Annotated in this window: 17 protein-coding genes; 13 read left to right on the top strand and 4 right to left on the bottom strand. The window is 59.9% G+C overall.

Going from position 1 to position 19,434, the window contains the following annotated elements; all coding sequences use genetic code 11:
• Positions 1-8: 8 nt before the first annotated feature.
• A complete protein-coding gene (gene ppc / locus LPB072_RS16905) occupies positions 9-2,843 on the bottom strand; it encodes a phosphoenolpyruvate carboxylase (RefSeq protein ID WP_082876734.1) in 2,835 nt (944 codons plus the stop codon).
• Between the two features lie 137 nt (positions 2,844-2,980).
• Between ppc and hemC the strand changes: the two genes are divergently transcribed.
• The 4 genes from hemC to LPB072_RS16885 are packed head-to-tail and all read left to right on the top strand — an operon-like array spanning position 2,981 to position 7,359.
• Positions 2,981-3,946 (top strand): hydroxymethylbilane synthase, encoded by a 966-nt coding sequence (hemC, locus tag LPB072_RS16900; RefSeq protein ID WP_231943285.1) that lies wholly within the window; start codon positions 2,981-2,983, stop codon positions 3,944-3,946.
• 11 nt (positions 3,947-3,957) lie between these two features.
• Entirely contained in the window at positions 3,958-4,830 is an 873-nt protein-coding gene (locus LPB072_RS16895) for a uroporphyrinogen-III synthase (RefSeq protein WP_066086087.1), read from the top strand.
• The gene (locus tag LPB072_RS16890) at positions 4,817-6,046 is read left to right on the top strand and encodes a uroporphyrinogen-III C-methyltransferase (RefSeq protein ID WP_082876736.1); all 1,230 of its coding nucleotides are present in this window, start codon (positions 4,817-4,819) and stop codon (positions 6,044-6,046) included. Before LPB072_RS16895 ends, LPB072_RS16890 begins: the two co-directional genes overlap by 14 nt.
• Positions 6,046-7,359, top strand: coding sequence for a heme biosynthesis protein HemY (locus LPB072_RS16885; RefSeq protein ID WP_331000258.1), 1,314 nt, complete (start codon positions 6,046-6,048; stop codon positions 7,357-7,359). The genes LPB072_RS16890 and LPB072_RS16885 overlap by 1 nt, the downstream gene beginning before the upstream one ends.
• A gap of 305 nt (positions 7,360-7,664) precedes the next feature.
• Here LPB072_RS16885 and LPB072_RS16880 read toward each other — a convergent pair whose 3' ends face one another.
• Positions 7,665-10,646, bottom strand: a complete 2,982-nt coding sequence (locus LPB072_RS16880) for an Rne/Rng family ribonuclease (protein ID WP_066086092.1) — start codon at positions 10,644-10,646, stop codon at positions 7,665-7,667.
• A 654-nt stretch (positions 10,647-11,300) separates the two neighbouring features.
• Between LPB072_RS16880 and LPB072_RS16875 the strand changes: the two genes are divergently transcribed.
• The 6 genes from LPB072_RS16875 (at position 11,301) to galU (ending at position 15,837) form a co-directional block, all read left to right on the top strand.
• Positions 11,301-12,335: an RluA family pseudouridine synthase gene (locus LPB072_RS16875; protein ID WP_197508841.1), complete on the top strand. Its 1,035-nt coding sequence runs from the start codon at positions 11,301-11,303 to the stop codon at positions 12,333-12,335.
• Positions 12,336-12,362: 27 nt separating this feature from the next.
• Positions 12,363-12,719 (top strand): H-NS histone family protein, encoded by a 357-nt coding sequence (locus LPB072_RS16870; protein ID WP_231943283.1) that lies wholly within the window; start codon positions 12,363-12,365, stop codon positions 12,717-12,719.
• A 115-nt stretch (positions 12,720-12,834) separates the two neighbouring features.
• On the top strand, positions 12,835-13,494 hold the full coding sequence (locus tag LPB072_RS16865) for an HAD family hydrolase (protein ID WP_066086098.1): 660 nt from the start codon (positions 12,835-12,837) through the stop codon (positions 13,492-13,494).
• Positions 13,487-13,885: a Rieske (2Fe-2S) protein gene (locus LPB072_RS16860; protein ID WP_066086101.1), complete on the top strand. Its 399-nt coding sequence runs from the start codon at positions 13,487-13,489 to the stop codon at positions 13,883-13,885. Before LPB072_RS16865 ends, LPB072_RS16860 begins: the two co-directional genes overlap by 8 nt.
• Positions 13,886-13,897: 12 nt before the next feature.
• Complete coding sequence (locus tag LPB072_RS16855; protein ID WP_066086104.1) at positions 13,898-14,869, top strand: S49 family peptidase; 972 nt, start codon at positions 13,898-13,900, stop codon at positions 14,867-14,869.
• 83 nt (positions 14,870-14,952) lie between these two features.
• Entirely contained in the window at positions 14,953-15,837 is an 885-nt protein-coding gene (gene galU / locus LPB072_RS16850) for a UTP--glucose-1-phosphate uridylyltransferase GalU (protein WP_066086107.1), read from the top strand.
• A 9-nt stretch (positions 15,838-15,846) separates the two neighbouring features.
• Here the strand turns inward: galU and LPB072_RS16845 are convergent, their stop codons facing one another.
• Both LPB072_RS16845 and LPB072_RS16840 read right to left on the bottom strand, forming a co-directional pair.
• Positions 15,847-16,659 carry an SAM-dependent methyltransferase gene (locus tag LPB072_RS16845; protein ID WP_066086110.1) on the bottom strand — a complete coding sequence of 271 codons (813 nt, stop codon included), beginning with the start codon at positions 16,657-16,659 and terminating at the stop codon, positions 15,847-15,849.
• Positions 16,656-17,264: a Maf family protein gene (locus LPB072_RS16840; RefSeq protein ID WP_066086114.1), complete on the bottom strand. Its 609-nt coding sequence runs from the start codon at positions 17,262-17,264 to the stop codon at positions 16,656-16,658. Before LPB072_RS16840 ends, LPB072_RS16845 begins: the two co-directional genes overlap by 4 nt.
• A 36-nt stretch (positions 17,265-17,300) precedes the next feature.
• Here LPB072_RS16840 and LPB072_RS16835 point away from each other — a divergent pair, with 36 nt between their 5' ends.
• From LPB072_RS16835 to plsX, 3 genes are all read left to right on the top strand, one after another.
• On the top strand, positions 17,301-17,864 hold the full coding sequence (locus tag LPB072_RS16835) for a YceD family protein (protein ID WP_066086116.1): 564 nt from the start codon (positions 17,301-17,303) through the stop codon (positions 17,862-17,864).
• A gap of 176 nt (positions 17,865-18,040) precedes the next feature.
• Positions 18,041-18,223: a 50S ribosomal protein L32 gene (gene rpmF / locus LPB072_RS16830; RefSeq protein WP_066086119.1), complete on the top strand. Its 183-nt coding sequence runs from the start codon at positions 18,041-18,043 to the stop codon at positions 18,221-18,223.
• A 140-nt stretch (positions 18,224-18,363) separates the two neighbouring features.
• On the top strand, positions 18,364-19,425 hold the full coding sequence (gene plsX / locus LPB072_RS16825) for a phosphate acyltransferase PlsX (RefSeq protein ID WP_066086122.1): 1,062 nt from the start codon (positions 18,364-18,366) through the stop codon (positions 19,423-19,425).
• The last annotated feature ends 9 nt before the right edge of the window (positions 19,426-19,434 follow it).

Genomic DNA, 19,434 nt, shown 5'->3' with positions numbered 1-19,434 from the left:
GTGTGGGGTCAACCTGTGTTGCGCAAGCCTGCCGCAATACCGTTGATCGAGATGTGAATGCCCCTGCGCACCTTGTCGTCGCTGTGGGCCTGGTGTTCATCGGCGCGGTAGCGGCGAACCAGCTCGACTTGCAGGTGGTGCAGAGGGTCGATGTACGGGAAACGGTGGCGTATCGAGCGCTGCAAGGCTTCGTTGTTGACCAGTCGCTGTTTCGCTCCCGTGATGAGGGTGAGGGCCTCGGCGGTTCGGTGCCATTCGGCTTCAATGGCGGAAAACACCTTGGTGCGAAGGCGTTTGTCTTCCACCAGGTCGGCGTAGCGGGAGGCCAGCGCCAGATCGCTCTTGGCGATCACCATGTCCATGTTGGACAACAAGGCATTGAAGAAAGGCCACTCGCTGACCATTTTTTGCAGCAAGGCCTTTTGTTTGCTTACGCCCTTGGGGCCGTTGCGCTGCAAAAACGTTTGTATGGCCGAGCCGAACCCGTACCAGCCGGGCAAGGTGAGGCGGCACTGGCCCCAGCTGAAACCCCATGGAATGGCGCGCAGATCTTCGATTTTCTGACTGGCCTTGCGCGACGCTGGGCGAGAGCCGATGTTGAGTTCGGCAATCTCCCGTATCGGCGTGGATGAGAAGAAGTAGTCGGTGAAACCCGGGGTTTCATAAACCAGCGCCCGGTAGGCAGCCATGCTGGCCAATGACAACTCATTGGCGGCTTCGAGGAACGCCTCGGGGGCATCCTGGGTGGTCTGCAGCAACGTCGCTTCGAGTGTGGCTGCGACCAGGGTTTCCAGGTTGCGCCGGCCAATTTCGGGGTTGGCGTATTTGGAACCGATCACTTCACCCTGTTCGGTCAGACGGATCTGACCGCGCACCGTGCCAGGCGGTTGCGCCAGGATGGCCTGGTAGGCTGGACCGCCGCCGCGACCCACGGTGCCGCCCCGTCCGTGGAACATTCGAAGCTGAATCGGTTTTTTTGCCTTGTGGCTGAGTGCGTCGAACAACTCCACCAGAGCCGTTTCCGCACGGTACAACTCCCAATTGCTGGTGAAGATGCCACCGTCCTTGTTGCTGTCAGAGTAGCCGAGCATGATGTCCTGCTCGCAGTAGCCATCGCTGGCACCGCGTTGCACCATGGCTTTCACGCCGGGCAGTGCGTAGTAGTCGCGCATGATGGGCGCGGCGTTGCGCAGGTCTTCGATGGTTTCAAACAAGGGCACCACGATCAGGTCGCACACGGCGCTTTCTGACAAGAGGCCATGCATCAACCCGCTCTCTTTTTGCAGCAGCATCACTTCCAGCAAATCGCTCACCGTTTCGGTGTGGCTGATGATGGCGTGGCGAATGGTATTGGCCCCGAAACGTTCGCGCCCGCTGCGGGCTGTGTCAAAAATGGCCAGCTCGCTCACCGTGTGGGGTGAGTAGGCCGCGCCAGGCAGGCGCAGCGGACGGGCATCGTTGAGCTGACGCAGCAGCACGGTGCGCTTGGCCTCCTCGTCCAGCGCGCTGTAGTCGGCCTCAATGCGCGCGGTGGCGAGCAGTTCGGCGACCACTTCTTCGTGCTTGTCTGAGCTTTGGCGCAGATCGATGGTGGCCAGATGGAAACCAAACACCTCCACGGCGCGCATCAAGGGGCGGAGGCGGGCTCGGGCCAGGGCGGCGCCGTGGTTGACCACGAGCGAGGCTTCGATGGTCTGCAGATCTGTCAGGAATTCGCTGGCGTGGAGGTAAGGTGCTTGGGGTGCCACAGCGTGGCGCGCGGCCTCACCCCCGGTGAGCGTCTGCAGGGTGCCTGCCAGGCGGGCATACATGCCCGTCAGCGCGCGGCGATAGGGTTCGTCCTGGCGGTGGGCATTGGTGTCGGGTGAGCGCTCGGCCAATGCTTGCATCTCGGGCGTCACAGTGGCGAGCATGGCTGAAACAGACAGTTCGGCGCCCAGGAGGTGAACCTGGGTGAGGTGGTGGCGCAAAACCATGTCGGCCTGGCTGTGCAATGCCAGTTCCAGCGTGGGGGCTGTGACATTGGGGTTGCCATCCCGGTCGCCGCCGATCCATTGACCCATGCGCAAAAAGGGTTCGACCCGCTCGCCCAGGCTGTCTTCCAGGTCGCGGTACAGGCGCGGAATCTGGGTGAGAAAGGTCGTTTGGTAGTAGCTCAGTGCATTTTCGATTTCGTCGGCGACGGTGAGCTTGGTGAAACGCAGCAAGCGGGTTTGCCACAGTTGCGTGACGCGGGCGCGCAATTGCAGTTCGAAATCTGCTTCGTCGCGTGGCAGCACTTGATCCCGCCCTGCCAGCAATGCGGCGATGGCCCGCTCGGCGTCCAAAATGCTCTTGCGCTGAACTTCGGTGGGGTGCGCTGTGAGTACCGGCGACACATGGCTTTGCGCCAGGGTTTGCACAATCTTCTTGCGCGGTATGCCAGCATCTTTCAGGCGCTGCATGGTCATCGCAAGGCTGCCTTGCTGAAGGCCTCCGGCGCGTTCGTGGATGGCGCGTCGCCGGATGTGGTGGCGGTCTTCGGCCAGGTTGGCCAAATGGCTGAAATAGGTGAAAGCGCGGATCACGCTGACGGTCTGGTCAGCGGTGAGCTTCTTCAGCAGCTTCTTCAGATCACGGTCTGCCTGTTTGTCGTCGTGGCGCCGGAAAGCGACCGAGAGTTGCCGAATCTGTTCGATCAGTTCGAAAGCTTTTTTGCCTTCCTGCTCCCGAATAACGTCGCCAAGAATGCGGCCAAGCAGCCGAATGTCTTCCACAAGGGGAAGGTCTTTTTCGGGAACGGCTGCGGCGCGGTTTCTGCTGGGGCGCGAGGCGGCTGCGATCGGGGTATCGGTTCGGATCATAGGAAGGATTTGCACAGGGTGAATTGCTGCATTTTTGGGCAGCGGTCATGCTAGCATCCCTCGGAGCCCGTGGTTACCACGGTGGTACCAATTGGCGTTCTTTTGACCTCCGAGCGCTGCAATTTTTGAGATCTCCTGTGTCCGATTCAAAGCCTGCTGATTCACTCCCCATCGTCATCGCCACCCGCGAGAGTCGCCTAGCCTTGTGGCAGGCAGAACATGTCAAAGCTTTGCTTGAAGGCATGGGGCACCGCGTGAGCCTGCTGGGCATGACCACCAAAGGCGATCAGATTCTGGATAGAAGCTTGTCCAAAGTGGGCGGCAAGGGTTTGTTCGTGAAAGAGCTGGAAGTGGCGCTGGAAGACGGGCGGGCCGATATCGCGGTGCATTCGCTCAAGGATGTTCCCATGGATTTGCCTGACGGCTTTGCCCTGGCCTGCGTCATGGAGCGTGAAGATCCGCGCGACGCCTGGGTTTCCCCGGCGTGCGCCTCCCTGGAGGCGTTGCCTCCTGACGCCATCGTGGGTACATCCAGTTTGCGTCGGCAGGTCTTGTTGCGCGACGCGCTGGATGCGATGGGCCGTCAGGATGTGCGCATTGAGCCACTGCGCGGCAATCTGGATACCCGGCTGCGCAAGCTCGACGAGGGTGGGTACCACGCCATTGTTCTGGCCGCAGCCGGATTGAAACGCTTGAAGCTTGACGACCGTATTCGTGCCGTTTTTGAGCCTGACCGATCTCTCCCAGCCGCTGGACAAGGGGCATTGGGCATCGAGGTGCGGGCTGATCGCACCGAGCTTGTTGAGGCGTTAAAACCTTTGATCCACTGGCCGTCCTGGTACCGTGTGGCTGCAGAACGAACAGTTTCGCGCGCCATGGGCGGCAGTTGTTCCATGCCCTTGGCCGCCTATTCCGACTGGGATATGGCCGAGGCTGGCCAGTTGCGGCTTGACGCGGCTTGGGGTGATCCAGAAGGCCGGGCCCCTCTGGTTCGCGTGGGCGCCCAAGCCGCGGTGGCTTCTTTGGAGCAAGCCGAAGCCCTCGGCCTTCGCGTGACCCAAGCGTTGCAGGCGGCGGGTGCGCCCGCTCCTGTGCGGCCTTGATCGGGCGGGGCATGAGTGCAGCCGCGGAAGGGCGCCGTTCGCGGCTGGAGCGCTTGGTGGTGACCCGACCGGCGGGGGAGGCCGAGAGGTGGGCCCGCGTCCTCACCGAACAAGGCTGGCCAGCCCAGGCGTTGCCCTTGATCGACATCGGAGAGCCACAGGCTTTGGACGCGAAGCGGGCGCTGACTCAAGCCCGGTCTGCCTGGTCCCAGTGGGACGCACTGATGTTTGTGAGCAGCGCAGCTGTCAACCATTTTTTCTCAGCAGACGGTCCGTTTGCCCAGGACAGCGCGACCACCCGGTTCTGGGCGCCCGGGCCGGGCACCGGTGCGGCGCTCGTCCAGGCCCTGCAGAGGATTGGAGTTTCGCGAGATCGCATTGACGCGCCGCCCCAGGATGCACCGCAGTTTGACTCCGAGACCCTGTGGCCGGTGGTGCGCGCTCAGATGGGTTCGGGCAAGCGGGTGCTCGTGGTTCGCGGTGACACACAGGGGGCAATCGCCGTGAAAACCCCGTCGACTGCACACGTTGGGCAAGGGCGTGATTGGCTCATCAAACAGTGCGAGTTGCTTGGCGCCTCGGTTCAGACCTGCGTGGCCTATGAGCGCCAGCCCCCCCTTTGGAGCAGCAGCTTGCGTGCGCAGGCATTGGCTGCTGCCCAGCCGGGCAGCCTGTGGTTGTTGAGCAGTTCTGAAGCCGTATTCAACCTTCGAGCAGGTTTGCCTGAGGTGAGCTGGGCTCAGGCGGCCGCGCTGACCACCCATGACCGAATCGCCACCGCCGCCCGAGAAGTGGGGTTTGGCGAGGTTGTTGCTTCGCGGCCAGCATTGCCCGATGTGCTGCGGGCCCTAAAATCACATTGGACCACCTATGAGCACCAATAAACCCAATACCCCCGACGACAAGGCTGCGGCCTTGCCTGCTGTTATTACCGATAGCGGGCCTGCTTCGCCGCCAGTCCCACCTTCGCCTCCTCCGGCTGCGCGTCCGCCGGTGTCTTCTTCAAGCGCGTCAAACCCACCGCCTTCTCCTCCGAGGGCTACTCGTTCTGGTGGTCTTTGGCTGGGCAGTCTGGCACTGCTGTTGGCGGTTGGCGCTTTGGTGGTTGGGGGGATGTTGTGGCAGAAGGTTGGTTTTACCCAGCAAGAAATGGCGCGGCGTAGCCAGGACAGCGCGGCCCAGTCGGTAGAGGCCCGCACGCTGGCTTCTCAAGCGGAGGCATTGACCCACGCGCTGCAGGCGCGCTTGGCTGTTGCCGAGGTGAAGCTCTCGGAAGTGACTTTGCAGCGCAGTCAATTGGAAGAACTGATGCTGAGCGTGTCGCGGTCACGCGATGACAACCTGGTTCAAGACATCGATTCGGCCTTGCGCCTGGCGATGCAGCAAACGCAGTTGACAGGCGCGTCTCAACCACTGGTGTCGGCGCTGCAGGCTGCAGACCAGCGCATTTCTCGGGCTGCCCAGCCTCGGTTGAATCCGGTTCAGCGGGCCATTGCGCGTGATGTGGAGCGAATTCAAAGCGCTGCCCTGACCGACGTGCCCTCCCTGGTGCGCCAGTTGGATGAGCTGGCACAGCAGGTGGATGCATGGCCCGTGCACAACGAATGGCGTGGCAAGGCGCCTGCGGACGCTGCGGTCGAATCGAAAGCTGTTTCCGCATCCCAGGAGACGTCTCCTGACAAGCCTGCGTCAACAACGGGCTCGAAAGGTTGGGCCCGTATCACTCAAGCGTGGAATGCCTTTTGGGCCCGTGCATGGGTCGATGTCACGATGAACGGTCGCGAATTGGTGAGGGTCAGCCGCATTGATCGACCTGAAGCAGCCTTGCTGGCGCCAGAGCAGGTCTTTTTCCTGCGCGAGAACATCAAGCTTCGCTTGCTCAATGCCCGCTTGGGTTTGCTGGCACGTCACATGGAGCAATCGCAGGCTGATTTGCTGTCCACCGAGCAAGCCTTGGAGCGCTACTTTGATCGCAACGATCCGCTGGTAGAGAGCGCGTTGAAGTCCCTGGCCCAACTGAGGGTCGAGGTTTCGAAGTCGGAGTTGCCGCGCCCAGACGAGAGTTTGGCCGCTTTGGCCACTGCCGCGGGAGGTCGCTGATGACTCGCCGTAAAGAAGGCGGCGCTATGCGCAGCGTGTTCTGGTTGCTGGGTTTGGCCGCGATTGCCGTGTCGTTGGCGTTGTTGGTGGGCGGAAATCAGGCGCTGTTCACCTTGTTCTGGCCGCCGTACCGGTTCGACATGTCGTTCAACTTCGTGTTGTTTTGCCTGGTGGCGGGCTTCATTCTGGGTTACCTGGCTTTGCGTGCTGTGGCGATGCTGCGCGAGTTGCCAAGGCAAGCCAAGCGATGGCGTGAGCAGCAGGTGGAGCGCGCGGCAGTAGCGGGCGTTCTCGATGCGCTTTCGCTGCAATTGGCTGGGCGCTTTGTTCGCGCGCAAACAGCGGCGCTGGGAGCGTTGGAGCAATTGGAGGCCATGCCTTCCGTGTCGCTTCCTCGGCGCGAGCAGATGCAGGCTTTGGCCCATTTGCTGGTGGCCGAGAGTGCACAGGCGCTGCAAAAAACCGAGGAACGCGATTCCCATCTGCAAAAAGCGATGGATCCTGTTTGGCGAAAGCAATACCCAGACGTTTTTGAAGGTGCCGTGTTGCGCGCCACCCGATGGGCCATTGAAGACCGCGATGCTGATGCTGCACGCAATTGGTTGTCTGAACTGCCTCAAGGGGCTGTGCGCCGGATTCAGGCGCTGCGTCTGAAGCTGCGCGTTGCCCGTTTGGCCGGCTCGACCGATGAGGCGCTCGAAACGGCCCGCTTGTTGGCCAAACACAGGGCGTTCTCCGACGATGTTGCTGTGAGCATCGTGCGTGGTTTGGCCGCTGATGCGTTGGGGCGAGCACACGATCTGACACAGTTGCGGGGTGTATGGGCACAGTTGGATACCCAGGAACGGGCCATGCCTGACTTGGCCTTGGCGGCTGCACGCCGTGCCAACAGTCTCAGGCATGCTCAGCCAGAAGGTGCGGTCGAAGAGCGGGCCGCTTCGGCCGCGTTGGTACAGCGGTGGCTCGAGCCTGCCTGGAGCCGCTTTGTCGATCTTGATGCAACTCAGCAGCGAGACCTTGTGACCATGGTCGAGCAAGGCTTGGCTGAGCTCGACGCGACCGGTTTTGCCCGGCTTGAGCAAATGCAGCGGCAATGGCCCACCAATGGTTTTCTGCAATACCTCGCGGGACAGGCCTGCATGCGCCGCCAGCTTTGGGGCAAGGCCACTCAACTCCTGGGACAAGCCAGCCACAGCCTGAAAGATGCGGTCTTGCTGCGGCGGGCTTGGTGTTCTTTGGCCGTTCTGGCCGAGGAGCGAAACGACTCATCGTCGGCCTTGGCTGCCTGGAAGAAAGCCGCTTCTCTGGAGTAGTGCCGGGTCACACAACTGGGCGGCAGCAACCTTGAGCCGCGGCTCCCTGTTTTTCGGTGCTTGCTGGGTGCTTGGTGGGCGCTGACTGTCGCTCCGAGTCATTGGCAACTGGCGGGTTTCCGACCCTTGTGTCGAGCGCCTTTTTCGCCTGGATCCTGACGTTGGAAATGATGGACCCGGCGGGAGAAGTACTTCAGCACCTCTGGTTCGACCGTTCAATTGGGTGCAATCGGCTGAGATGAGAAGCGTCGGAACGAAAAAGGCCGCTGCAATGCCTTGCAGCGGCCTTCTTCGTATTGCACCACTTATGTGGCTGATGTGCCTTCGAAAGGCAAGGTGACTTTGTTCAGATCTTTGCGGGTCTCGACCAGAACCAGTGGGCCTTCGTCGACCAGTTCCACAGGTTTGATTTCCCGTGGCACGTGTATCGGCTTGGGTTCGGCAGCGATAGCCGCTTGAGCCAGTGCGACGCGTTCAACATCCGAGTTCACCCATTCCAGTCCGCTGGCCCGAGCCACTTCGCTCATTGCGTCCATCGGCAGCACGTATGCGGCGACCTTGGGCAAACCCTTGGTGGTTTCCTCCACAGCCGAAGCAGCCATTGACGGCTGTGGCCGCGGTTTGGGTGCTTCAGCCGGCGCTGCAACCACATCAGCTTGTGGCGCACGCACGGGTTCGACCACTTCAGCCACTTGTTCCGGGGCAACATCTACAGCCGCGATCGCTGCGACAGCGGTAGGTGCTGTTTCCACCGGCAGGGAGAAGTAGCTGCTGCGAACTGGCGCTTCTTCTTGCGGTGTTTCACCAACGTTGGCTGGTGTTGCTTCCGCTGTCGGCACGGTCGAGTCGGCTATGGTGTCGTCGCCGGCTTGAGCCTGCGCATCGCGTGGGCCTCGCTCGCGGCGGTCACGACCATAGCGGTCACGGCTGCGGCGCTCGCGTGGGGCGCGTTGCTCGCCTGTCTCGCTGTTGCTGGTGTCACCTTCTGGGCCGGGAGCCGTTTGAACGGAATCATCGCTCACCAGTTGTTGCGCCGGAGCATTGCCGGCCTCGTCAGTGGCTTGCGGGCGGCGGCGATTGTCGTTGCGTGGACGGCGCTCACGGCGTTGGTTCTCACCATTGTCCGCAGCGTCATTGCCAGCCTCGTTGCCGATGACCTGAGCAGACGCGTTGTTGTTCGCCTCGTCAGCCTGTGGCATTTCGCGGCGGTTGTCGCGGCGACCGCCGTTGCGGCCTTCACCTCGACCACCCGAGCGGCGGTCGCCTTGAGCGCTTTCACCCCGGCCTTCGACTGGACGCGGTTCGCCGCGGTTTTCGGCATTGCGACCATCAACCCGGGCACCATTTCGATCACTGTTGCGCTCACTGCGACCTTCACCGCCGCGTGCGTTGCGGCCGCCGTCGCGTGACCCGCGACCTTCGCTGTTCCGGCCACCACGACCACCTCGGCCATCGCGGCGTTGTTCGCCACGCGCCTCCTTGGGTTCCTCTTTTACCGTGTCCTTGGTCGGTTGCACCGGTGCGGGAGCGGTCAGCTCGGCAACGCCAAACAGCGTTTTGAGCCACCCAAAGAAACCTTTTTCTGCCAGCACGGCAGGCGCTTTGGCGATAGGCGCCACGGCAGCCGCTGCCACTTTGGCCACCGCGTCCACTTTGTCCGCTTTGGGAAGTGCCACGGGCGCAGGGCCATCAGGCAAGACACCCTTGATCAAGGGCTCCTGCTTGTTGGTGCGCTCCTGACTGCGGCGTGTGAAGCTTGTGGCGTCCTCAGGCTCGTCGGCCAGCTTGTAACTGGAGTCCAGGTTGTCCAGGCGGGGGTCGTCGTGTTTGAGACGTTCGAGCTTGTAGTTGGGCGTGTCCAGCGATTTGTTGGGTACGAGCAGCACGTTGATGCGCTGTTTGAGTTCGATCTTGGTGATCTCGGTGCGCTTCTCGTTGAGCAGGAAGCTGGCCACTTCGACCGGCACCTGCACGAGCACCGCTGCCGTGCTGTCTTTGAGCGACTCCTCCTGGATCACGCGCAAGATCTGCAGCGCCGAAGATTCGGTGTCGCGGATGTGGCCAGAGCCACCGCATCGCGGGCAGGGAATCGACGAACCTTCGCTGAGCGTGGGCTTCAGGCGCTGGCGGCTCATTTCGAGCAGGCCAAACTTGCTGATGGAGCCAAACTGGACGCGGGCGCGGTCCTGGCGCAACGCGTCGCGCAGGCGGTTTTCCACTTCGCGGCGGTTTTTCGACTCATCCATGTCGATGAAGTCGATCACGATCAGGCCACCCAAGTCGCGCAAACGGGCCTGGCGGGCCACTTCGTCGGCGGCTTCCAGGTTGGTGCGGGTAGCGGTCTCTTCGATGTCGCCGCCCTTGATGGCGCGCGCAGAGTTCACGTCCACGGCCACCAGTGCTTCGGTCTGGTCGATCACGATGGCGCCGCCCGAGGGCAGGTTGACCGTGCGGCTGAACGCGGTTTCGATCTGGTGTTCGATCTGGAAGCGGCTGAACAGCGGCGCGTCATCGCGGTAGCGCTTCACACGGTGTTCGTGCTCGGGCATGACGTGCGCCATGAACTGGTGCGCTTGTTCGAAGATGTCGTCGGTGTCGATCAGAATCTCGCCGATGTCGCTGTTGAAGTAATCGCGGATGGCGCGAATCACCAGACTCGACTCCTGGTAGATCAGGAAAGCGCCTTTGCCGCCTAGGGCGGCACCATCAATAGCGGTCCAGAGCTTCAGCAGGTAGTTCAAGTCCCACTGCAGTTCGGCGGCGTCGCGGCCAATGCCGGCGGTGCGCGCGATGATGCTCATGCCGTTGGGGTATTCGAGCTGGTCGAGAGCGGCCTTCAGTTCCTGGCGGTCTTCGCCTTCGATCCGGCGCGAAACGCCACCACCACGTGGGTTGTTGGGCATCAGAACCACATAGCGGCCAGCCAGGCTGACGAAGGTAGTCAGGGCAGCGCCTTTGTTGCCGCGCTCTTCTTTCTCAACTTGGACCAGCAGTTCCTGGCCTTCCTTGATCACATCGTTGATGCGGGCTTGGGACGGTGCAACGCTGCCCTGGAAATACTGACGCGAGATTTCCTTGAACGGCAAAAAGCCGTGGCGGTCTTCGCCGTAATCCACGAAGCAGGCTTCCAGCGAAGGCTCGACGCGGGTGACCACGGCCTTGTAGATATTGCCTTTGCGCTGTTCGCGTCCTTCGATTTCGATTTCGTAGTCGAGCAGTTTTTGCCCGTCGACGATGGCCAGGCGGCGTTCTTCAGCCTGCGTGGCATTGATCAACATCCGTTTCATGATGCGGTTTCCTAGTTTTCTGACACTGACAAGGCGCTGGGAACAAGCCCAAGGCGCCGACCAGCCATGAATCAGCGGAAAATGCGAACGGGGGAGGAATTGCCGGAGAGCCACCAACCCGCAACAACCCAGCCTTGGGCAGGGTGTTGGCTACTAGTCACGGAGCACTCATGTCGTCAAGACTGGAGGGCTCCCTTGCCGGGTCAGGGCGTAGGCGCGTGGAGTCGGGTGAGCAGGAATGGCGCGAAGCGTGTCATGGACAGGGATCTTGCCGTGGGTTTCACTGGGTTCACTTTGGTCCTCGACCAGCTTGGGGCTTGCGCGCATTTCGCATCTGAGCCCTGAGCTGACCGATTGGGGTATTCCGTATTCGGGTTCGCAGTTTTCTGTCGGATTCGCCCTCAGTGTGCGGCGTTGGGCTGGCGGCTCCGGTCTCATCAATGAGGGTTGTGGAACGGCTGCTGCGGGCACGCACTGAGGGTGGCAACGCTTGACCGGTTGGGGTCGCAACCTTCGTGGTTGCGGCTTCATGCCTGCAGTGAAAGCCTTAAACTCAAGGAAATCAATCACTTACGGCGCACAACCGATTGAACGCATTATAGTGCGCTCCCTGCGCTTTGTGGGTCGGGTATATGCCCCTCTTTCTCTGCTCTGTTGAGCGCCTTGACCGTTGAGCTACCTTTGACCTCCGAATTTGTTCCCCAAGCCTCTGCCTCTGTGCAATACGTCGCCGTCGATGAAGAGTCGGAGGGGCAGCGCCTGGACAACTTTCTGATCCGGGTGTTGAAAGGGGTTCCAAAAACCCATGTGTACCGAATCATTCGCTCGGGCGAGGTGCGGCGAAACAAAGGCCGAGTAAGTGCCGACGACCGGGTGGTGGCTGGTGATGTGCTGCGCATTCCACCACTTCGGGTGTCTGAGCGCGCCCAGGCGAAGGCTTTGCATCCGGTGGCGCCAGCGCGCGATTTTCCAGTGGTGTTTGAAGATGACGCCTTGATGGCCATCGCAAAACCGGCAGGCGTCGCCGTGCATGGGGGAAGTGGGGTCAGTTATGGGGTGATTGAACAAATGCGCCAGGCCCGGCCACTTGCCCGGTTTCTTGAATTGGTGCATCGGCTGGACCGGGAAACCAGCGGGTTGTTGTTGATTGCCAAGAAAAAGCAGGCTTTGAGGGCCATGCAGGATCAGTTTCGCGAGCGGGAGACCGGTAAAACCTATTTGGCCATGGTCAAAGGATCATGGCCCGAGCGACTCAAGGTATTGGATCAGCCGTTGCACAAATACCTGTTGCCAGACGGTGAGCGGCGTGTGAAGGTGGTTTCGCCGGATCACCCGGATGGCATGCGATCGGTGACCTTGGTCAAGGTTATTCAAAGGCTGAGACTGCCGACGGGTGAGCAAAACTCCTTCGACGCATTTACGTTGCTCGAAGTGACGATCAAAACAGGTCGAACGCACCAGATCCGCGTGCACCTGGCGAACGCAGGGCATGTGATTCTGGGCGATGACAAATACGGCGACTTTGAATTGAATCGGCAATTGGCCCGCGCAGGGCTTCGCCGGATGTTTTTGCATGCATGGCGACTGCGGTTGCGGCATCCGGTGTCGGGTGAAAACATGGAGTTGCATGCCCAATTGCCTCAGGAATTGCAGGAATGGGTGGTGTCGATGGATAGGTTGCCGAATTAGGTTTACAATGCGACCAGCATCGTTGGGATGCTGCAGATATTCGAACGAAATAACCGAAATTTCTTAATTCAAGGACATTCAATGGCAAATTACTCAGAACTCATGGCACAGGCGCAGGCGTTGATGGCTCAGGCGGAGCAGGCGCGCAAGAGTGAGCTCGCTTCCGTGGTCGCTGAAATCAAAGCCAAAATGAAGCAATTCGGCATCACGGTCGCCGATTTGGGGGGGGCTGGCACAAAAGGGGCTGCTAAATCAAAGTCCAAGGCGCCCGCGAAATACAAGGGTCCGAACGGGGAGTTGTGGGCTGGCGGTCCAGGTCGCAAGCCTGAGTGGGTGCGCGCGGTGTTGGCTTCGGGCAAGAATATTGAAGATTTTCGTATCTGATTGATCGTTGGCCTACCGGCTATGTAAGGGCGTCTTCGGGCGCCCTTTGTTTTTTCGGTGTGTTGGATGCATACGATAATCCAAACGCCCCATTCGTCGTCTAATTGTTCACTATATGAAACCGCGCCAATTTGATCTTATTGCCTTTGACTGGGATGGCACCCTTTTCGATTCGACCGCCATCATCACGCGCAGTATCCAGGCTGCGGTGAGGGATGTCGGGGGGACGGTGCCTACTGATGGTCAAGCGAGTTATGTCATTGGCATGGGTTTGATGGAGGCCTTGGCGCATGCGGCGCCGGATGTGCCTCAAGATCGCCACCCCATGTTGGGTGTCCGGTACCGCCACCACTACGAACAGAGTCAAGATGACATCAGCCTGTTTGATGGTGTGTTGCCCCTGCTGGCAGAGCTCAAACAACGCCAACACTGGTTGACTGTGGCCACAGGCAAGAGCCGACGGGGTTTGAACGAGGCCTTGCAGGCAGTCGAGCTCAAGGGCATATTTCATGGTTCCCGCACAGCCGATGAAACTGCGGGCAAACCCAGCCCGGTGATGTTGCTGGAGTTGATGAAAGAATTTGGCGTGGAACCCGAGCGGACTTTGATGATTGGAGACACCACCCATGACTTGCAAATGGCGATAAATGCCGGGTGTGCAAGCGTAGGGGTCAGTTATGGCGCCCATGAACCGGGTGCATTCGAAGCTTTGAATCCGCTGTTTGTGGCGCATTCTGTGGCTGAGTTGCGGCGCTGGTTGGCCGACCATGCCTGACTTGCCCGCGGCAGCAGTCAATGCAGTGGACCCGCTTCTGGCGCTCTGCCAGAGCGTTGATGTGCTGGAACGGGGTCATGCAGTGCCGTTCGACGTCGTCTATGCAGGACAGACTTGCAGGGCATTCGCGGTGCGGTTCAATGGCCAGGTGGTGGCCTATTTGAATCGTTGTTCCCATGTGGCCATGGAAATGGACTGGAAGCCAAATCGTTTCTTTGATGACACTGGGCGCTGGCTGTTGTGTGCCACGCATGGGGCGACCTATGAGCCGGGGAGTGGGGCGTGTGCGGGAGGTCCTTGCAGGGGAGGCTTGACTGCGGTCCCCGTGCTGGAGCGCGATGGGGTGGTGTACTGGCAGGCACAATACCCGTTTAGTCAGTTGATTTTTTAAGGCATTGCATTGATGAACGATGATTCCGGTGGCTTGTCCACACGTGGCGATTCTGGGGGGGCCTGGGAGCGCGCCACGCTGGAAAAGCTGGTTTTTGCGACCCTGAAGGAGCAGCGATCGGTGCGCCGCTGGCGCATGTTCAGTCGCTTGCTGTGGCTGGTTCTTTTGGGCGCGATCACCTGGTATTTCTTTCAGCAGCAAACCATGGGTGTGGTTCAAAGCACGCCACATACCGCGGTTATCGAGATTCGGGGGGAGATTTCGTCAGCTGCCCCAGCCAGTGCGGAGGGTATTGTGGGTGCATTGAGATTGGCATTTGCAGACAAGGGCGCCCGTGCGGTGGTCTTGCTGATTGATTCTCCGGGCGGTAGCCCAGTACAGGCAGGCATCATCAATGATGAGATCACGAGATTGAAAGCATTGCACAAGAAAAAAGTTTATGCAGTCGTGGAGGAAACCTGTGCCTCTGCGGCCTATTACATTGCCGCCGCCGCCGATGAGATCTACGTAGACAAGGCCAGCTTGGTGGGCAGTATTGGGGTCTTGATGGATGGTTTTGGATTCACTGGCCTGATGGAGAAGCTGGGCATCGAGCGACGCCTGATGACGGCGGGCGAGAACAAGGCATTGCTCGACCCGTTCAGTCCACAAAATGCCGAGCAAACGGCCTATATCCAATCCATGCTGGGTGAAATCCATGCGCAATTCATCGCCGTGGTCAAGCGTGGACGGGGCGCACGCCTCAAAGAGACGCCTGATATGTTCAGCGGAATGGTCTGGAGTGGCCCTCGGGCGGTTGAGCTCGGCCTCGCAGATGGCTTGGGCAGCCTGGACTTCGTGGCCAGAGACGTGGTGAAGGCGGAAGATGTCGTGGACTACACCCAGCGTGAAAATCTGGGATCGCGTCTGGCACGCCAGTTTGGAGCGAGCGTTGGCGAAGGCTTTTACCTTGCGGCCCGGGCCAGCGGTGTGACGTTGAAGTGACTGTGTACGGCGATCAGGGTTGCGCATTCTTGCGATAACCTAGCAGGTAGCCAATAGAACTATTTCTGGGAGGAAGTTTCAGTATGTTGATTCGCAAAGCAGTGTTTCCTGTCGGGGGCCTAGGTACCCGATTTCTGCCAGCAACCAAGGCTATTCCGAAAGAGATGCTGCCCGTGGTGGACAAGCCGTTGATTCAGTATGCGGTGGAAGAGGCTTACGCCGCAGGCATTCGCGAAATGATCTTTGTCACGGGTCGCAACAAGCGCGCCATTGAGGACCATTTCGACACCGCCTACGAACTGGAAGCCGAGTTGTTGGCCGCAGGCAAGTCAGCCATGCTCGATTTGGTGAATTCCATCAAGCCGGATGACATGGATTGCGTGTACGTGCGACAACCCAAAGCGCTTGGCTTGGGGCATGCGGTGTTGTGTGCCGAGCGGTTGGTAGGCGATGAGCCGTTTGCCGTTTTGCTGGCCGACGATTTGATGTTGGGGCGGGCTCAGTCAGAGGGTGGCCCTACGGTGTTGCGCCAGATGGTCGAGGCATATGAACGCCATCCAGGCACGGTATTGGCGGTGCAGGATGTTCCACGTGCTGACACTCGGCGGTATGGCGTGGTGGATGTCCACGGTGCCGATGGCGTCATGGCCGAGGTGTTCGCCATGGTTGAAAAACCCAAGCCAGAGACGGCTCCCTCCACGCTCGCCGTAGCCGGTCGGTACATTCTGACGCCAGCGGTATTCGAGAGCATCCGTCGCCAGCCCAAAGGCTCAGGTGGAGAGATTCAGTTGACTGATGGTATTGCCGCCTTGATTGGCACCGAAAAGGTGTACGCACTCCGCTATGACGGGCGCCGTTACGACTGCGGCAGCAAAGAGGGCTTTTTGGAGGCCACTATTGATCTTGCTTTGGCCAATGCCGAGTTGAGCGGAGCGGTGCGAGCGCACATCCAAAAAGCCCTGGCTTGATCGGCGGGCTTAGCGCCCGATCAGAAAAACCGAAGGCAGGGCCAGTGGCAGGGCCTGGCTCAGATTCTGTTGTTTCCAAGTGACCACTTGAGCGCTTCGGGCGATGTGTTGCGGCAGATGAATGCCGCAGCTTACCGCCAATCGGGTAACGGGTTGCAGGGTCTGCAACATGGATTGGAGGAGCGCCGCATTGCGGTAAGGCGTTTCAATCAGAATTTGAGTCTGGCCGGTTTTGTGGGTCAAAGCCTCCAACTCGCGCAACCGCTTGACGCGTTCCTCGGCGTTTTGCGGCACGTAGCCGACAAAGGCGAAGCTCTGGCCGTTCATGCCACTGGCTGCCAGCGCCAGCGTCAAAGACATGGGGCCGGAGAGGGCCACCACAGGCAGCCCCAAAGCGTGGGCTGCGCGCACGATCGAGCTACCAGGGTCGGCAATGGCGGGCATGCCGGCTTCGCTCACCAATCCCATGTCCAGTCCCTTCAACGCGGGTCCCAGCAGGGCCCGCGCTGCTTCGTCCGTGGAGGCCGTTTTGGTGTGGTCCCCCTTTTTGTGGGCTTCGCGCGGCAGCTCCGCGATTTGCATGTCCGAAATGACTGCCGCGATGCCCTGGGCGTTGTCCACCCTTTTTAGAAAAGCCCGTGTGCTCTTGGCGTTTTCGGTGATCCAGTGGGTCAGGCGCGCCGCGATGCTCAGTGTTTCTCCTGGCAACCATTGGGATAAAGGCTCCGCAATGGCGCCTGCGGGTAGGCAACCGAAATCCAGCGGAGTGGGTACCAGGTAAAGCGTTCCGAGCCCTTTGGGCGTTGCCGACGCTGCGCTCACAGAACGTCCACGCCGGCGGCGCGCAGGAGGTGGCAGGTGCGGATCAGCGGCAAACCGATGAGTGCGGTGGGATCGTCATTGGTGATGCGTGTCAGCAGTGCGATGCCAAGACCTTCGCTCTTGGCGCTGCCCGCGCAGTCATAAGGTTTCTCCGTCTGCAAATAATGCTCGATCTGCTGGTCGCTGAGTTGGCGGAAGACCACCTGAACGGCGGCCAGATCGGCTTGCTCAAACCCCGTGTTGTGACACACCACCGCGACCGCTGTCTGAAACACCACCGTTTCGCCTCGCATGCGCCGCAACTGTGCGACCGCTCGTTCGTGGGTACCCGGTTTGCCCAGTGGCTCGCCATGCAAATCCGCCACCTGATCACTGCCAATCACAACAGCGTCCGGAAATCTGGCCGCAACCTCATGGGCTTTGGCCAAAGCCAGACGCACGGCCAACTTGGCTGGGGGTTCGCCAGCCTCAGGCGATTCATCGACGGCGGGTGCTTCGGTTTGAAACGGCAGGCCGAGCCGGGAAAGCAGTTCTTTTCTGTAGGGAGAGGTCGAAGCCAGGACAAGTGGACGAAGTGCGGTGGTGTTGGAGGCGTTTTCGGGCATGTCGGTATTGTGTCTGCATTCTTTTACACTGCGGGCATGAATGCACCGTCCCCATCTCCCAAATCGATCTGGAACCCGGCGCGCCTGGATGTGCGCGCCTTTGCCAAAGCCGGGCAGGTGCTTGAGGGCCCGGCAGAAATGGGGGCGTTCGAGCGCTTGCAGGCCGAGCTGATGCCTGGGGACGCTACGCCTTTGTTTATTGATTGGCAGTTGAGCGGAGAGCTTCGAGAGGATTCGAGCGGCGAAGCGGTGCCATGGTTGCACCTGGAGGCCAGGGCGGAGGTGCCGTTGCCGTGCCAACGCTGCTTGGGCCCCGTTGCCACAGAGTTGGAAGTGGATCGGTGGTTTCGGTTTGTGGCCGATGAGGCGACAGCCGAACTTGAAGATGAAGACTGCGAGGAGGATGTGCTGGCGTTGGAGCCAAGGCCCGATGTGCTCGCTCTGCTGGAGGACGAGTTATTGATGTCCATGCCGTTGGTGCCCATGCATCTGGAGTGCCCTATTGCGGTTCCGATGCATGCGGGAGAACTGGCGGTCGATGAAGACGGGAAGCCAGAGCGCGACAATCCGTTTGCCCAATTGGCGCGCCTCAAACGGTGATCGTTTCACAGATGATGGTCAACCGGTTCTGAACAGGCTATAATCTCAGGCTTTGCGCTGGCCGATAGATGCCCTTCCGTTGGGCGACATGCATTTGGCATGTGCCGTTGTGGTGAACACTGCGGGTTGGAGTTAAGCGCACTCTTTTCGACACCTACTGATTTCAGGAGCCCAACATGGCTGTCCAGCAAAACAAAAAGTCCCCATCCAAGCGCGGTATGCACCGTTCGCACAATGCACTGAACGTGCCTGGCATCGCTGTGGAGCCCACCACGGGCGAGGTGCACCTGCGTCACCACATCAGCCCCAACGGTTTCTACCGTGGTCGTCAGGTGCTCAAGAACAAGTCTGAAGCCTGATCTGGCTGGCGGTTCTTGCGTCCTTCGCCCTTGCACGACGGGGCATCAGCCGTGACTTGTAAACAGGCCCGCATGAGCCATGCGGGCTTTTTTCGTTTCAGTGGCGCACTGCTGTGGCGCGCCATCACAGGGAAGTTGTCATGATCACCGTCGCAGTGGATTGCATGGGCGGAGACGTCGGCCCTGCTGCCACGCTGCCAGCCTGCGCAGCATTTTTGAATAGCCATCCTCAAGCCAAGTTGCTGTTGGTGGGCCGGCCCGATGTATTGGGTGCTTACTCTGAAGTGGTGAACAATGTTCGCTGTCGGGTGGTGCCCGCGACCGAAGTTGTCGCAATGGATGATCCGGTTGAGGTCGCCATGCGCAAGAAGAAAGACTCTTCCATGCGGGTTGCCATCCAGCAGGTCAAAGACGGTGCGGCGCAGGCTGTGGTTTCTGCTGGCAACACCGGGGCGCTGATGGCAATCGGTCGCTACCTGCTTAAAACACTGGATGGCATTGATCGCCCGGCCATCGCCAGCCAGATGCCCAATGCCTTGGGTGGTTCAACCACGGTGCTTGATTTGGGTGCCAACGTGGATTGTTCGGCGGAGCACCTGTTTCAGTTTGCGGTCATGGGGTCCGCTCTGGTGGCTGCACTCACCGGTCGCGAGGAGCCCACTGTAGGGTTGCTCAATGTCGGTGAGGAGGTCATCAAGGGAAGTGAAGTTATCAAAAAAGCTGGTATTTTGCTGCGAAATGCTGCCAACACCGGCGATTTGAATTTCTTCGGCAATGTTGAAGGCAATGACATTTTTAAAGGCACGGTGGAAATTGTTGTCTGCGATGGTTTTGTCGGCAATGTGGCGCTCAAAGCCAGCGAAGGCTTGGCTACGATGATAGGAAATTTCATCAAGGTCGAATTTTCTCGAACCATCTTTACGAAAATTGGCGCCATCTTTGCCTATCCGGTCTTATCTGCGTTTAAAAGACGAATGGATTACCGCCGTTACAACGGGGCTGCATTGTTGGGGCTGCGTGGCTTGGTTTTCAAGAGCCATGGCTCGGCTGACGCCTTTGCGTTTGAGCAGGCTTTGTGTCGGGCTTATGATGCTGCCCACAATGGTTTGCTTGATAAGGTTCGCCAGCGCATAGCCCACGCGGCGCCGTTGCTGGCAGGCGAAGGGCTTTCCAGCGAACTTAAAAGCATTCCTACCCTGTAACTTATTTCC

Origin of the sequence: Hydrogenophaga crassostreae, assembly GCF_001761385.1 — a bacterium.
In the GTDB taxonomy this organism is placed as follows: Bacteria; Pseudomonadota; Gammaproteobacteria; order Burkholderiales; family Burkholderiaceae_C; genus Hydrogenophaga; species Hydrogenophaga crassostreae.
The sequence above is the reverse complement of the archived record's forward strand: the minus strand, read 5'-3'. Positions and strand labels throughout refer to the sequence as shown.